General features: G+C 60.2%; 13 protein-coding genes. 3 read left to right on the forward strand and 10 right to left on the reverse strand.

Annotated elements, in window-relative coordinates; all coding sequences use genetic code 11:
• Positions 1–60 precede the first annotated feature (60 nt).
• Together sucC and GYN08_RS09335 are read right to left on the reverse strand one after the other, a co-directional pair.
• Positions 61–1,218 (reverse strand): ADP-forming succinate--CoA ligase subunit beta, encoded by a 1,158-nt coding sequence (sucC, locus tag GYN08_RS09330; RefSeq protein ID WP_166273950.1) that lies wholly within the window; start codon positions 1,216–1,218, stop codon positions 61–63.
• 308 nt (positions 1,219–1,526) lie between these two features.
• The gene (locus GYN08_RS09335) at positions 1,527–1,994 is read right to left on the reverse strand and encodes a MarR family winged helix-turn-helix transcriptional regulator (RefSeq protein WP_166273951.1); all 468 of its coding nucleotides are present in this window, start codon (positions 1,992–1,994) and stop codon (positions 1,527–1,529) included.
• A 353-nt stretch (positions 1,995–2,347) separates the two neighbouring features.
• On the opposite strand from GYN08_RS09335, the gene GYN08_RS09340 reads away from it, so the two are divergent.
• Positions 2,348–3,925, forward strand: coding sequence for a YifB family Mg chelatase-like AAA ATPase (locus tag GYN08_RS09340; RefSeq protein WP_166273952.1), 1,578 nt, complete (start codon positions 2,348–2,350; stop codon positions 3,923–3,925).
• 245 nt (positions 3,926–4,170) lie between these two features.
• On the opposite strand, the gene GYN08_RS09345 is transcribed toward GYN08_RS09340, so the two are convergent.
• From GYN08_RS09345 to GYN08_RS09380, 8 genes are all read right to left on the reverse strand, one after another.
• Positions 4,171–4,665 carry a YraN family protein gene (locus GYN08_RS09345; RefSeq protein WP_166273953.1) on the reverse strand — a complete coding sequence of 165 codons (495 nt, stop codon included), beginning with the start codon at positions 4,663–4,665 and terminating at the stop codon, positions 4,171–4,173.
• A complete protein-coding gene (locus tag GYN08_RS09350; protein WP_166273954.1) occupies positions 4,662–4,961 on the reverse strand; it encodes an EscU/YscU/HrcU family type III secretion system export apparatus switch protein in 300 nt (99 codons plus the stop codon). Before GYN08_RS09350 ends, GYN08_RS09345 begins: the two co-directional genes overlap by 4 nt.
• On the reverse strand, positions 4,958–7,120 hold the full coding sequence (locus GYN08_RS09355) for a flagellar hook-length control protein FliK (RefSeq protein WP_166274425.1): 2,163 nt from the start codon (positions 7,118–7,120) through the stop codon (positions 4,958–4,960). The genes GYN08_RS09350 and GYN08_RS09355 overlap by 4 nt, the downstream gene beginning before the upstream one ends.
• Before the next feature lie 166 nt (positions 7,121–7,286).
• The gene (locus tag GYN08_RS09360; RefSeq protein ID WP_166273955.1) at positions 7,287–7,997 is read right to left on the reverse strand and encodes a ribonuclease HII; all 711 of its coding nucleotides are present in this window, start codon (positions 7,995–7,997) and stop codon (positions 7,287–7,289) included.
• A 203-nt stretch (positions 7,998–8,200) separates the two neighbouring features.
• On the reverse strand, positions 8,201–9,064 hold the full coding sequence (gene ylqF, locus GYN08_RS09365) for a ribosome biogenesis GTPase YlqF (RefSeq protein WP_166273956.1): 864 nt from the start codon (positions 9,062–9,064) through the stop codon (positions 8,201–8,203).
• Positions 9,065–9,149: 85 nt separating this feature from the next.
• A complete protein-coding gene (gene lepB, locus GYN08_RS09370) occupies positions 9,150–9,776 on the reverse strand; it encodes a signal peptidase I (protein WP_166273957.1) in 627 nt (208 codons plus the stop codon).
• Positions 9,777–10,007: 231 nt separating this feature from the next.
• Entirely contained in the window at positions 10,008–10,352 is a 345-nt protein-coding gene (gene rplS, locus GYN08_RS09375) for a 50S ribosomal protein L19 (protein WP_166273958.1), read from the reverse strand.
• 198 nt (positions 10,353–10,550) lie between these two features.
• A complete protein-coding gene (locus tag GYN08_RS09380) occupies positions 10,551–12,926 on the reverse strand; it encodes a TPM domain-containing protein (RefSeq protein ID WP_166273959.1) in 2,376 nt (791 codons plus the stop codon).
• Between the two features lie 212 nt (positions 12,927–13,138).
• On the opposite strand from GYN08_RS09380, the gene GYN08_RS09385 reads away from it, so the two are divergent.
• Both GYN08_RS09385 and GYN08_RS09390 read left to right on the forward strand, forming a co-directional pair.
• Positions 13,139–13,468: a PadR family transcriptional regulator gene (locus GYN08_RS09385; RefSeq protein ID WP_166273960.1), complete on the forward strand. Its 330-nt coding sequence runs from the start codon at positions 13,139–13,141 to the stop codon at positions 13,466–13,468.
• Positions 13,461–14,042, forward strand: coding sequence for a DUF1700 domain-containing protein (locus GYN08_RS09390; protein WP_166273961.1), 582 nt, complete (start codon positions 13,461–13,463; stop codon positions 14,040–14,042). The genes GYN08_RS09385 and GYN08_RS09390 overlap by 8 nt, the downstream gene beginning before the upstream one ends.

A 14,042-nucleotide genomic window follows, 5' to 3' on the forward strand; every position in this document is an offset into this window, starting at 1 on the left:
CGATCCACATCCTCCGTTTAAAGTCGGTTTGCGAAACTGACGCTGCGTTGGTTCAGTCGATTATACCAATTCCACGATCTTCTGCGCGCCGTCGGCCATCGAGTCCGCGGATACGATATTGAGTCCCGATTCGTTCAGGATCTTTTTGCCCAGCTCGACGTTCGTGCCTTCGAGGCGCACGACAAGAGGCTTGTCCAGCTTGATCTGCTTCGCCGCTTCGACCACGCCGTCGGCAATGACGTCGCAGCGCATGATCCCGCCGAAGATATTGATGAAGATGCCTTTGACTTCCGGATCGGACAGAATGATCTTGAAGGCTTCGGTTACCTTCTCCTTCGTCGCGCCGCCCCCTACGTCCAGGAAGTTCGCGGGTTCGCCGCCGTAATACTTGATAATGTCCATCGTCGCCATCGCAAGGCCCGCGCCGTTGACCATGCATCCGATGTTGCCGTCCAGCGCTATGTAGCTCAGGTCGAACTTGGAAGCGGCGATTTCCTTCTCGTCTTCTTCGTCCAGGTCGCGCAGCGCCAGGACGTCTTTATGACGGAAGAGCGAGTTGGAATCGAAGTTCAGCTTGGCGTCGAGCGCCATGACTTCTCCTCCGCCTGTCACGACGAGCGGATTGATTTCGGCAATCGAGCAGTCCTTGTCCACAAAAGCGCTGTAAAGCGCCATCATGAATTTGGCCGCTTTGTTGACCAATTCCTTCGGAATGTTGATCGCGTAAGCCAAGCGGCGAGCCTGGAACGGCTGCAGCCCTACGGCCGGGTCGACCACTTCGCGGAAAATCTTCTCCGGCGTGGCGGCCGCCACTTCCTCGATCTCCGTTCCGCCTTCTTCCGAAGCCATCAGCACGACGCTGCCCGTGCCGCGGTCGACGACGACGCCGACATAATATTCTTTTTGGATATCGCAGCCTTCTTCGATCAGAAGCCGCTTGATTTCTTTGCCTTCGGGGCCCGTCTGATGGGTCACCAGCACCTTGCCGAGCAGTTCTTCGGCGTAGGTCCGCACTTCATCGAGACTCTTGGCGATTTTGACCCCTCCGGCCTTGCCCCGTCCGCCCGCATGGATCTGTGCCTTGACGACGACGACCGGACTTCCGAGTTCGCGGGCCGCGTTCACGGCTTCTTCGACGCTGAACGCTACCTTCCCGCGCGGCACGGATACTCCGTACTGCTGCAAAACTTCTTTGCCTTGATATTCGTGGATATTCATGTGTGAATCCTCCTATCAAATTGGCTCGCACCAGGCGGGTTGCCAGGCAGAAAAGTACAACCTCAATCATTATAGCACGACTGACAATCAAATTTAAAACGCTTTCTTAAAATTCGAACTATTCCGCTTTTTTCGACATTTTTCCCGGGCATTCCGGCCCGTCCGACGCCCACTTGCATAAAGTTCCGACAAAAAAGCCTGCGCCGCGCAAAATGCCTCCGTCCGAAGGCGAACACGGCAAAAGCCGGAAACCTTGAGGTTTCCGGCTTTTGCCGTGTTCTTGCGTATTCTGTTCGAAATTACGCCGCTTACTTTCCCGACGATCCCAAGTTAACCTGATGCGCGCGCGCAAGCAGATTCTGGAACCTGCCGAGCAGTTCCCGGAATTCCGAGACGTCCATGTTCAGATCCTTCGACATGCATTCCGGAATATGCGCCGCCTTATCGCGCAGCTCCCGCCCTTTCGCCGTCAACGAAATAAATACCTTGCGTTCGTCTTCGGTCGAGCGGTTGCGCTCGACGAGTCCCGCAGTTTCCAGCCGCTTAAGCAGCGGAGTCAGCGTGCCCGAGTCCAGGAACAGCTCTTCCCCCAGTTCCTTGACGGTCCGTTCGTCCTGTTCCCACAGCACGATCAAAACCAAATACTGCGAATATGTGACGCCCAGCTGTTCCAGATAAGGCTGGTACATTTTAGTGATCTCGCGCGAACTTGCGTAAATCGAGAAGCACAGCATGTTGTCCAGCTGAAGCTGCGGATATTCATTCACTTTGCCCATTCTGCGTACTCCTCTCTTGCCCTGCTGAATTCCCTAAAATCATTTACAAACATAATCGCATTAAATTTGATTGTTGTAAATACGTTGACCCTGAATTTATGCAAAAAAACTTGCATGCTCATCGGATTTATCCGTTTAAAGCCGCAAATCGGCGTTTTTCGCATGAATAAAAAATGTCGTCCGTTAATCCGGGAAGGGACGGTTTCGGCCGACTGCCGCTTTCTTGACTTTCGGCGCGGTACGGTTACAATTAAGCCATACGGAATATAACCGTTCCCCGAAAAAAGAGGAAGCACCCTTTTTCGATGCCGCGGGCCATCCCTGCCATCCGATAAAAAGAGGTGTTTTTTATTATGTACGGAAAAAGTTACAGCGCCTGCCTGTACGGCGTGGACGGCGTTATCGTCGAAGTCGAGGTCGACATCACCAACGGCCTGCCGCAAACGGCCATTATCGGCCTGCCGGATTCCGCCATACGGGAGGCGACGGATCGGGTCAAAGCGGCGCTCAAAAACTGCGGTTTCCGCTTTCCCAATCGGCGCGTAACCATTAACCTGGCTCCGGCCGACCTGCGCAAAGAGGGCTCTTCGCTCGACCTGGCGATCGCGCTGGGCATCCTGCTGACCGACGGACAGCTTGCGCTCCCGGAAGACCGGCGCTTCGTCGCGGTCGGGGAATTGTCTCTCGACGGCTCGCTGAGGCCCGTTCCGGGCGTGCTGGCCATGGCGGACTGCGCGCGGCGGCAGGGGTTCGACGCCATCTTGACTTCGCCGGCCAATGCCGACGAAGCCGGTCTTGTCGACGGGCTTGACGTCTATGCGCTGCCGAATCTGCGTCTGCTCGTTCCGGACAGGCAGCGCGAAGAATTGGCTTCGGGAAAAGAAAAACGATATGCCTTCGACGAAGCCGGCCTTCGCCACGACCGCGGACGGATCGGCGCAGTCTCCGCACCCGCTCTTCCGGACTTCGAAGATTACGCCGACGTGCTCGGTCAGGAGCAGGCCAAACGGGCATTGACCATCGCGGCCGCCGGGATGCACAACATCCTGCTGTCCGGTCCTCCGGGAACGGGAAAAACGATGCTGATCAAGCGTCTGCCCGGCATCATGACCGATCTCACCGAGACCGAAGCGCTCGAAGCCACGAAAATTCTAAGCGCGGCCGGGCGCCTGAACAGCGCCCGTCAGGGACTGGTGCGGCGCCGTCCTTTCCGCTCGCCCCACCATACCATTTCGCCTTCCGGACTGGCGGGCGGCGGCTCGGTGCCCCGCCCGGGCGAAGTCAGCTTGGCGCATCGGGGCGTTCTGTTTCTGGACGAACTGCCGGAATTTTCGCGCGGCGCGCTGGAGGTGCTGCGGCAGCCGCTCGAAGACCGTACGGTGACGATCAGCCGGGCGAGAGCCGCCTTTACTTTTCCGGCGCACTTCATGTTGGCCTGCTCCATGAATCCCTGTCCTTGCGGCGGCGGGCGCGGGGAAAACGGACAATCCGCCTGCTCCTGTTCGCCGCTTGCCGTCGCCCGCTACCGCGGCCGGATTTCCGGACCGCTGTTCGACCGGATCGACATGCAGGTCGAAGTTCCGCAGCCCGCGCCGAAGGAACTGCTCCGCTCGGGCGCCGCGTCCGCCGACCTTCACAGACAGGTCCGGGCCGCGTCGGAGCTGCAGCAGGAACGGTATCGGTCGCTGTCGATTCGCTGCAACAGCGAACTCGGCGGCGCCCTTCTGCGCAAATACGCCGCTCCCGGCAAAGAAGCGCGCATGCTGCTCGACACGGCGATCGGCGCGCTCGGGCTGAGCATGCGTTCGCGGGACCGGATTCTGAAACTGGCGCTTACGATCGCCGATCTGGAGGGCTCGCCGGAGATCAGAACTGAACATGTCGCGGAAGCGCTGCAGTATCGGCAGATGGACCGCAGAATGAACGAATAAACCGTTCAAAAAGGATCGAACGGCCGGATTCGGTTCGCGATCGGTCCGCATGTCCTTCGCCGGACCCAAACCGATATCCGGCCGCGACGCACGAAGCTTCGAAAAGCCGAACGGACTCTTCCTCCGATTCAGGGAAAGAGTCCGTTCGGCTTTATTGGTTTCGGACGGAAAAGCCGTTTCCGGTCGCTTCGGTCGCTCCGGTCGCTCCGGTCGCTCCGGCGGCACCGTTCGCGAAAATGCCGAGGTCAAAAAGCTTCCCGGATGTGCTCCAGCGACCGCACCCGCAGATCTCGCCCGAGCATGACGGCAATGACATCGAAACGGACCGGCCGATCCGACAGGCCGAAACGATGAAGATATACTTCCGCGGTGCGTCTCACCTGGCGGATCTTGCGCGCGTCGACGGACTCGGCCGGCAGGCCGAAGCCGATGCCGCTCCGGCTGCGAACCTCGACGAACAGGACGGTCTCCCCCTGCGTCGCGATCAAATCGAGTTCGCCGGTACGGCAGCTCCAATTGCGTTCGGCAATGTCCCAGCCTTCCCGCTGCAGGTGCAGGGCGGCGGCTTCTTCGGCGGCTCTGCCTTTGTCTTTGCGCGTAGGCGGAGCGGAGTGATCGCGAGGCACGGAAGCCGAGCCGCTGTCCGGGCAGGGCGGCTTCGCTTCCTTGGAGTTCAAGCGCGGCGGCGGCGGCTTGGCATACGATCTTCGCGAAAGATCGCCGCTCTCGGATCCGTTCATTGTCCCAGCCTCCTGCCCGCTTCCCGGTCGCTCCGGTATACGAACGACAGCAGTTCGGCGACGAGCCCGTACAGCTCGGCGGGAATCTGCTGATCCAGGTCGAGCTTGGAGAGCACCTCGACCAGGGCGGCATCCTCTTGGATCGGAACGCCCGCTTCCTGGGCTCGGGTCAAGATCGCTTCCGCGATGCTGCCGCTGCCTTTGGCGACGACGGTCGGAGCGGACATCTGCTCCGGCGTATATTTGAGGGCGACCGCACGCTTGCGCGCGGCCTCTTCCGGCTTCGAATTCTTCATATTTTCATATCCACTCCCCGGTAAGAAGGCGGCGTATAGGACAATGACGCGCCTTTATCCTCCGCAGCCTCCGCGTTCCTCTGCGGAAGGGCGTCCGTGCGCAGCGCCAGCAGCTGATAACCCGCGGCTTCGAGCGCCGAAGCGATCTGCGGCTGACCCGCTTCGAGCAGAGGCCGCGCCCATTCTTCGTCGTTGCGGAAATTCAAACTCACTTTGCGGTCCACCACCTGCACGTCGATGACGGTGCGGCCGAGCGCCTTCATGTCCAGATCGAACCAAAGGCGGCAGTTCGAGGCGTCCAGCTCTCCTTTCGGTCCTCTCCGCGATTCGATCTGCACCGAAGCCGTCTGGCTCCCGTCGGGACCGACGAACGGAAGGAACATCGTGACCTGCGCAAAAGGAGCGGTACGGTCCGTATTCAGCAGCAGCTGCTGTCCGGTCATCTGCTGAACGGCCTGCTGGGCGGCATCCTTCACGGCCGCCGGAAGCGAATCCGAGGCCGAAAGCTGCAGCAGCAGCGACTTCAGCGTTTCACGCACCTCGGCCGCCGCCGGCTGCGCCGCTCGCGATTCCGCGTGAACGGCGTCGGAACGGCCGAGTTCGCTTTGAACGGCGCGCAGCGCCTGTTCCGTCCCCGGACGCGCCGACGCCTGCACGTTCGACTGTCCTTCCGCTTTCGCGGCCGATGCGGCGGATTCTGTCCGGGCGGTTCCGTCAGCGGCCTGTGCGGCTCCCTGCTGCGCCTGCAGCGGCGCTTGGGAGCCGCGCGCCTGAGGCGCAGCCTGGCCGGACTGCGCCTGCGCGGCCTGCTGGGCCGATTGCGGCGCGGCGGTCGGCGGCGCGTTCAAGAGCGTCGAACGCGCCGCCTGCTGCTCATGCTCCGCGCCGAGCATCTTGAACAGCCGGCCGATCCACGGGCCGGCTTCGGCTTTGCCGGGCTGCGCCTGAGGCGCGGCTTGACCGGCGGCCGCGGCGGGATTCCCGTCCGCCGTTCCGGCGCTGCCGGACGCGGCGGAGCGAAGCTCGCCGAGCAGCGCCTGCACTTTGCGCAGCAGCGCGGCGTCCGAGGACGCGGACGCCGCTGCGCCGGCCGTCTGCGCCGGCTGGCCGCCCGCTGCCGCAGGGCGTCCGGAAGGGTCCGCCGATGCGGCGGACCCCTGCGCGGCCTGCGCAGCGGCCGCGCCGACTGTCGGCGCCGCATTCGCGCCGGCGGCTTTCGCCGTGCCGGCCGCCTGCTGCGCGGCGTCCGGCACGGCCGGATTCCCGGCGCCGCCCGCTGCGCCGGGGGCCGCCTGGGCGGCGGCGCGGGCCTGCGCCTGCGGCCCGCTTTCCCCCGCGTCCGCTGCCGCAGGCGCGGATGCGCCGCCCGGCGCTCCGGCTGCGGGAGCGCCTGCGCTAGCGCCGCTGGCGGCTGCGGCGGTCCCGGCGGGCACTGCGGCGCCCGCTCCGGCCTGGCCGCCGGAAGCTGCGCTCGCGGCAGAGCCCTGCCCGAAGGCTGCGCCCTGGACGTTCGCCTGCGCGCGTCCGGAAGCGGCGCCTTCTTCGCCTCCGGCTTCGCCGAGCAGCGACAGTGCCGCGGCTACCTGCTGCTCCAGATTTTGCAGCAGGACGGAGGCCGGAGGCCCGAACACCGCCTGCTGCATGCCCGCCACGCTCTGCGGCGTGACCGGAAGCCCTCTCTGCTGCAAAATGCCGATGGAACGAACCCACTGCTGCGCATCCGCGGACGCCGGCTTTTGCGCCAACAGATTACGGACTTCCGATGCCTGTTCGCGGGTCAGCGGAACTTCCGCCTGCTGCATCATGCGGACCAACTCGCGGTTCTGCTTGTTATCCGGCAATCCTATCTGCTTGAGGGTGTCTTCCATCGACTGGGCGCCCGCCGCCGTTCCGGGCGGAGCCGGAACCGGCTTCATGACGATCGAGCCGTCTTCGGCGGAGGGCTGAACCTGCATAAAAGCGGTCTGCCCCGCCTGCAGCGGAGCCTCCAGCTTGGCATTCACTTTGACGCCTTGAATCTGGACGACCGCTTCTTTGCCGTCTTCCGACACGGATTGAACCACGCCTCTGACGACCTGGCCCGCGCGCAGCTCGAGCTGTTTGGCATCCCCCGGCTTAGCGTCGCCCATCACGTTTTTGAATAATGAACCGATATTCATCCCGCTCACCTCACTCCCCTATTGATGCGCGTCAACGCAGTATATCCGATATATCGGAAAAAACGCCCTCCGCAATAAGCGGCGTTTCGCAAAAACGGCGCTTCGAATATCCCGTCCGCTCTTCTTCTCGGGTTTCTGCGATACGCTTTTCGGACGGCCGGCTTTTTTAGCGCAGCTGTTCGTATTCCGCCTTCATCTTGACCAAGAAGCTATGACGGTGCAGATCGCTGATTCCCAGCTCCAAAATCTTTTCGCGATGCGCGGCCGTCCCGTAGCCTTTGTGTCCCGCGATTCCGTAACCCGGATAATCCCGTTCCCATTCGCCGGCGCAGAGACGATCTCGCGTCACTTTCGCGATGATGGAAGCCGCCCCGATGCTTTGGCTCAGCGAATCCCCTTTAATGACGGCACGCTGCGGCAGATCGGCCTCGATCTTCTCGGCATCCACAAGCAGACAGTCCGGACGCTCCCCCAGCGCTTCGACGGCCATCTTCATCGCGAGCCGGGAAGCCTGTTTAATGTTGATTCGATCGATCGTCCGCGGGTCGACCCTTCCTACGGCCACGGCAATCGCCTCCCGCATGATCACGTCGTACAGTTCGTCGCGTTTTTTCTCCGACAGTTTTTTGGAATCGTCGATTCCTTCGATTTTCAGACCTGTCGGAAGAATGACCGCGGCCGCAACCACGTCGCCGAACATGCAGCCCCGGCCGACTTCGTCGACTCCCGCGATTTTTTCATATCCTTCCGCCCACATTTCTTTTTCGAGCAGAAGGCGGTCGATTTCAACCTTCGCTTTTTTGGCTTTCGGCTTCGCCGACAGTCCTTCGCCCTGCTTCGTTCTCGGCATTTGCTCTCCTCCGCTTCTTTTGTCCATTTTACCCGATTTGCCGGATTTCTCCGATACGCAAAAAGGACCCCGAGCCTGCGCGCCGACCGCGCTGGATGTTCGACATCGAACATCCACCCCAATCCGGTCAACGCGCCAAACTCGGCGATCCTTATCCGCGCTGCCTGCGCGGTTCCTCTTTGCTTATGCGGTTGGACGGACCGGTCTCGATCCGCTTTGCCGCTCGGTCTTCAAAACGGCTCTTCGAGCGAGAATCGTCCCATTTTTCCGGCGCGAAGCTCGCGCAGGAACAAAATGGAAGCTTTCTCGAGATCCACGCGACCGCCGCTCATCAGGCAGCCCCGCTTGCGCCCGATCTCTTCCATGATTCGAACGATCTCATCCGCGTCGTCGAATACCGAAGGACGCTCTCCCAGTCCGTACCGTTCCGACAACCGCTCCCAGTAGTGCTCCGCGAAATATTTGATCGCGAAAAACGTCACTTCTTCGACGTTTAGCACATCTTCTTTGATCGCGCCGGTAACGGCGAGCTTCATGCCCACGTTTTGATCTTCGAACTTCGGCCACAGAATGCCCGGCGTATCGAGCAGTTCCATTTCTTTGCCGACCTTGATCCACTGCTGGCCTTTGGTTACGCCCGGGCGATCGCCCGTTTCGGCAATGCTTTTTCCCGCGAGGCGGTTGATCAGCGTGGACTTGCCGACGTTCGGAATGCCGACGATCAGTGCCCGAATCGCCCGCGGATTCATTCCCTTGGATATCTGGCGATCGATTTTCTCCTGCAGCAGCATTTTGGCCTGCACGGAGATATCCTTAACTCCCCGTCCGCCCGGCGTGTCGGTCTCGACGGCCACATGCCCTTCTTCGCGGAAATAGTCGATCCACTTCTTCGTCATTTCGGGATCGGCCAGATCCGACTTGTTGAGCAGAATTAGCCTCGGCTTGTCTTTTAAAATGTCTCCGATCATCGGATTGCGGCTGGACAGCGGAAGACGCGCGTCGAGCAGCTCGATCGCCAGATCGATCAGGCTCAGCTTCGCTTCGATCTGTCTCCGCGCCCGGGTCATATGACCGGGAAACCATTGGATTGTCATAACGGCGTTTCACCTCTCCTTCCGGGAGGAATCGGACGAATCTCATTCCTCCCGGTCATGCTGTGCGCCTGCCGCCGGCGGGCGCTTAATGATTGACGATATGCATATCGCTGAACGGCCAGAAGACCAGGTCGGCCCGGCCGGTAATGTCGCTGTAAGGGACATAGCCGATCATGCGGCTGTCCTTGCTGTTCGGTCGATTGTCGCCCATGACGAATACGTGGCCTTCGGGAACCGTTCCGTCCGGGAAAGTCGCGTTCGGGAAGTTCGTGTTGTTGTTGTACGTTTCTCCGTTGGCGTGGGCTTGATCCAGCACGTCCTGGATATAAGGCTCGCTGATGACCTCGCCGTTGACCGTGACTTCGTCGCCTTCGACTTTGACCGTGTCGCCCGGAAGCGCGATAACCCGCTTGATGAACTCTTTGTTGTCCTCGGAAGGCACTTTGAAAACGATAACTTCGTCCTTTTTCGGCGGACGGATGTCATACAGGATCTTGTTGACGATAACGCGTTCGCCGTCGTGGAAATTCGGCTGCATCGAGGTGCCGTCGACCATATAAGGCGCGAACAGCAGCCAGCGGATCACAAAGACCAGGACCAGCGCGATCGCGATTGCCTTGACCCATTCGAGCGTTTCGCTTTTGACTTTGTTTTTCGGATTTTTAGGCTCGTCTTCCGATGCCGTTGCGGATTGGTTCACGTTTTCTTCCATAAGCTTGCCCTCTCCTTACTACGCTTGATATCCAAACATCAGCATTTTGCAAAAACGTCCGATCGAAAACCGCAGCCTACGGTCGTCCGTTTTTGAGAAATGCTCATATTCACGGGAGAAATACGCCGCGGCGCCCGCCGCAGCGCGATTTCTGCATTCCGGAGATAAAACGAAAGGAGCTTGTTTCCAAGCTCCCCATTTTCGTCCGTCGGCTCTTCCGAAAAAGGAAGATTAACGGCGAATTTCTTTAATTCTGGCTGCTTTACCGCGCAGTTCGCGCAGGTAGTACAGTTTCGCACGACGCACTTTACCGTGACGTACGACTTCGATTTTGTCGATTTTAGGCGAGTTGATCGGGAACGTTCTTTCAACGCCGACGCCGTAAGAGATCTTACGAACGGTGAAAGTTTCGGCGATACCGCCGCCTTTACGTTTGATGACTACGCCTTCGAACAACTGGATACGCTCGCGGGATCCCTCGATAACCTTAACGTGCACTTTCAAAGTGTCGCCAGGACGGAAGCTCGGGATATCTTTGCGCAGTTGTTCCTGAGTCAGAGCTTGAATCAAATTCATGTTTGTTTCCTCCTTCCACACATGCGTTCATACGTCTTCTTCGGAAACGTTTTTCCGCCTCATCATTCGCAGAGGACCGCAAGATTACACAACGGATTGATTTTACCATGGAACCATGCAAAAAGGCAATACGTTAACGCAAATAAATCAAAATTTCAGACATTTTTTTTGAAGTCCGGAAAACGAGGTCAATGCGCTCTACCATTTGGAAGAACCCGACGAACGGCCTCCTCCTTTGCCCCAAGACGAAGATCCGCTTGAACGGCCTCCCCCTCCCCAGCCGGCGCCGCCCGACGAACGGCCTCCTCCCGGGCGGCCTCCCCCGGGTCCGCCGAATCCTCCGCCGAATCCTCCGCCTCCGCCTCGATTCTGGTTGGCACGCTGAACGGCACGCCGATAATCGCGCTCCATTTCCTCCATCACCTGGCGTCCGTACGCGGCCTGCGCCAACGCCTCTTCGAAGCGTCCCGCCGCAATCAGGCGCCGCGCTTCGGCTTCGAAGCCTCCGTAACGGCCGGCATAGGAACGAGTCTGCAGATAACCGCCGTACGACCGTTCCCGTCCGAGAAAATCGCCGTTTAACCGATCCAGCTGCCGCAGCGCTTCTTCCCGCCGCTCCTGCAGTTCGCGAATATGCTGCGCGAAGTCGGCGGCGCTGCGTTCGTAAGCGGCCAGAAGCGGTTCGGCACGCAGCAGATCGACCGGTTCCGCGCGCAGTGCCGCCTGAACGGCCTCTCCTTCCCGCTCCGCCGTCTCGAGCGCCCGATCGTATTCCGCCATCTGCAGTCCGAGCCCCCGATAAGAAGCGCCCGCTTGGCGGAACACGCTTCGCGCCCCTTCAAAGCGCTGTTCGGACGCCCGGCGTTGGTCGTCCAGCGTCCTCGCGTATCCCAAAGCCACGTGCATCAATTCGCGCGACCGGGCAGCCAGCTCGTCGGTACGATCGCTCTTCTCGCGCGCCGCCTTGTAATATTGAACCTGCGGATTGAGAGCCGACCGGATCTCGGGCAGCAGTCGGCGGGTCTCTTGTTCGGCCCGAGCGATCTCGTCGGCGCGCTCCTGCTGCGCCGCCAGATGGGACTCGGCGTAACGGCCGCGGAGCTCTGCGAGTTCCCGTTCGTAGCGCTGCTGGAATTCCTCGATTTCCTGAAGCAGCCGTTCGGCGTCGCACAGCGACTCCGCCGACGACTTCCGGCTGTCCAGCCGCCTCCGCACGATATCTTTCGCTTCGGCGATCCGGGAGGCGATGCCTTCCGCGCATTCCGTTGCCCCCGGCACGTCTCCGTCCCGGATCAAGCCGGCCAGACGCTGCGTCTCCCCGCCCGCTTCGCTCAGCACGCGGAACGGGTCTTCTTCGGTCAGCAGCAAGCCTTCGCGCTCCACGACCGGCCGCAGCTCCCGCTCTGTTCCCACGATGCGTTCCGGCCACTCCGAAGCCGCCGAAGCCAGTGCGCCGAGCGATTCGACGCGACCGGCAGTTTCCTTCAATCCCGAGTATGCCCGATCCGCCGGAGCGGAAGCCTGCATGACATCGAATTCGTCCAGGCTGTCCGCTTTTTCGAGCAGCGCGGCCGCTTCCTCGAACTGCCGCTGCAGCGTCTGGAGCGGATATCCCGTATCCTCTTTCAGTTTTTCCAACGCTGCGCGCGTTTTTTCCTCGAGTTCTTTGCCTTCCCTCACCCGCTTCCGCACTTCGGCAAAACTTGCGGATACCTGCTCGAAATGATCGTTCAGCGCCTTCACGCGGCCTTCCCAATCCTGGACCTCTTGAGTCAGCGCGTCCAGCTGTCTGCGCTGCGCGCTCGACGCAAACGCGCCGGGACGGAACGCTTCCAATCGGGACGCCAATTCGCCCCCGCCGCGGTGCAGTTCGACGGCTTCGCGGCTGATGCTCTCCGCTTCTTTTAGCGTCTCGCCCTGCACGAATCCCATTTCGACTTCGCGGAACAGCTCCGATACCATGATTCCGTCGATGGTCGCCGCCGACGCTTTTTGCCGCTCTCTAAGCTCGCCGGCCCGTCTCTTCACCCGGGATCCGGCGCGGAACATGCTGAGCAGCACATAGGCGGCAATGCCGAGCACTCCGAGCGCCAGCACGATGTACAGCCAGTTTCCTCCCGCAAACGGGCTTCCGGACTTGTTGACGTATTTGGCGACCGCGAGCGCTCCCGCCGCCGGATCGCCGTTCGACGCGGCCGGAACGAAAGCGCGGTCAATAATGGTCTGCGCATCGCCCAAAGCCGAATTGTTCAATTCCAGCTGAACCGAGTTCGGATCCGTCACGATCAGCAGCAGCATCTCATCCGATCCGAGGCGCCAGTCTTCGTAGGTTTGCGCCGACAGCCGAGAAGCTTCGTTTTCGCTCAAGCCTCTTTCCGTCAGCACATAAACTTTGTATTTTCCTCCCGAAAGTACGCGCTCCATCCGATCGATCTGACTTGAAGTGAACAAGCCCCCTTCATCCGTGACCATTCCGCTCATCCGCGGGTTCGCCGATGCCGGCAGCGCGACCGCCAGCAGCAGCATCGCCGCAAACAGCAGCGAGATAAGTCTTTTTCCATTTTTTTTCAGCATGATTCAGCCCTCCTGTTTCCATGTCCGCCATCTTTTTGCCGCTCCAACATTCTCTTTCTATGTAACCTTGCCCTTCCCGGCTGTCCCTTCCAGTTTACCATTTTCGCGAAAAAAGAAGGAATCGTTTTGCTAATACTTAACGCACACTACCTTGCATTGTTCAATACCTGGTGATATGATATTCCTGAAGAGTTTTGGAGGAGGCCTCGCACATGAACGTCAATACCCAATTTAAAAAAGGCGTGCTCGAACTCTGCGTACTCGTTCTGATCGAACGCAAAGACCGGTACGGTTACGAGCTTGCCCAGGAGGTATCCCGCCATATCGAAGTCGCGGAAGGCGCCCTGTATCCGCTGCTGCGAAGGCTTGTCGGGGACGGTTACTGCACGACCTATCTGCAGGAATCGTCGGGAGGCCCGCCTCGCAAATATTACCAAATCACGCCGGAAGGCAGCGAATACGCACGGGAAACGGTCAGCGAATGGCGCGCGTTCGTTGCCGGTGTAACCCGCTTGCTGGAAGAAGGAGAAGATCATGAATAAAGAACAATTTATGCTTCGCTTGAGCGGCGGATTGTCCGCGCTGCCTCCGGAGATGCGCAAAGAGCTGCTGGCCGATTACGAAGACCATTTCCGCTCGGGATTGGAACACGGCAAGAGCGAGGAAGAGATCGCGTTCGAACTGGGAAGCCCTGAAGAACTGGCGCAGGAAGCTCTCGCCCTGCGGCCTGCCGCAGCGTCCTATCCGGGCCCGGAAGCGGCATCCCATGTCGGCGGTACGCGCGCCGAAACGAAGCGGAAATCTTCCTTCAGCCCGGTCAGGCTGATTATGCTGCTCTTTTGGAGTCTTCTGGCCATTCCCGCCTGGCTCGTCGCTTGGTCGTTTGCGGTCGCCCTTGGCGCCTTCGTCTTGGCCTCGCTCGCCAGTCCGCTGCTCTTTGCCGCCGATCTTCTGATCAACCGGACAGGAAATACGGCGGAGTTCTTTGCCGTCCTGCTTCTGCTCGGCATCGGTATGCTGACCGTCGGACCTTTTTTGAAACTTATTCGGCTTCTGGCGGCTGCCGCCAGACGCTATGCCGTATGGAACGTCACATTCATTATGGGGAGGAATTAA

It is taken from the genome of Saccharibacillus alkalitolerans (assembly GCF_011090185.1).
Classification (GTDB): Bacteria; Bacillota; Bacilli; order Paenibacillales; family Paenibacillaceae; genus Saccharibacillus; species Saccharibacillus alkalitolerans.

Bases quoted from the DNA above. Each gene is read 5' to 3' on its own strand.
- GYN08_RS09340 (WP_166273952.1), top strand. From the start codon at position 2,348: ATGTACGGAAAAAGTTACAGCGCCTGCCTGTACGGCGTGGACGGCGTT.
- GYN08_RS09350 (WP_166273954.1), bottom strand. From the start codon at position 4,961: ATGAAGAATTCGAAGCCGGAAGAGGCCGCGCGCAAGCGTGCGGTCGCC.
- GYN08_RS09360 (WP_166273955.1), bottom strand. From the start codon at position 7,997: ATGGACAAAAGAAGCGGAGGAGAGCAAATGCCGAGAACGAAGCAGGGC.
- GYN08_RS09385 (WP_166273960.1), top strand. From the start codon at position 13,139: ATGAACGTCAATACCCAATTTAAAAAAGGCGTGCTCGAACTCTGCGTA.
- GYN08_RS09345 (WP_166273953.1), bottom strand. From the start codon at position 4,665: ATGAACGGATCCGAGAGCGGCGATCTTTCGCGAAGATCGTATGCCAAG.
- GYN08_RS09390 (WP_166273961.1), top strand. From the start codon at position 13,461: ATGAATAAAGAACAATTTATGCTTCGCTTGAGCGGCGGATTGTCCGCG.
- sucC (WP_166273950.1), bottom strand. From the start codon at position 1,218: ATGAATATCCACGAATATCAAGGCAAAGAAGTTTTGCAGCAGTACGGA.
- lepB (WP_166273957.1), bottom strand. From the start codon at position 9,776: ATGGAAGAAAACGTGAACCAATCCGCAACGGCATCGGAAGACGAGCCT.
- GYN08_RS09355 (WP_166274425.1), bottom strand. From the start codon at position 7,120: ATGAATATCGGTTCATTATTCAAAAACGTGATGGGCGACGCTAAGCCG.
- GYN08_RS09380 (WP_166273959.1), bottom strand. From the start codon at position 12,926: ATGCTGAAAAAAAATGGAAAAAGACTTATCTCGCTGCTGTTTGCGGCG.
- ylqF (WP_166273956.1), bottom strand. From the start codon at position 9,064: ATGACAATCCAATGGTTTCCCGGTCATATGACCCGGGCGCGGAGACAG.
- GYN08_RS09335 (WP_166273951.1), bottom strand. From the start codon at position 1,994: ATGGGCAAAGTGAATGAATATCCGCAGCTTCAGCTGGACAACATGCTG.
- rplS (WP_166273958.1), bottom strand. From the start codon at position 10,352: ATGAATTTGATTCAAGCTCTGACTCAGGAACAACTGCGCAAAGATATC.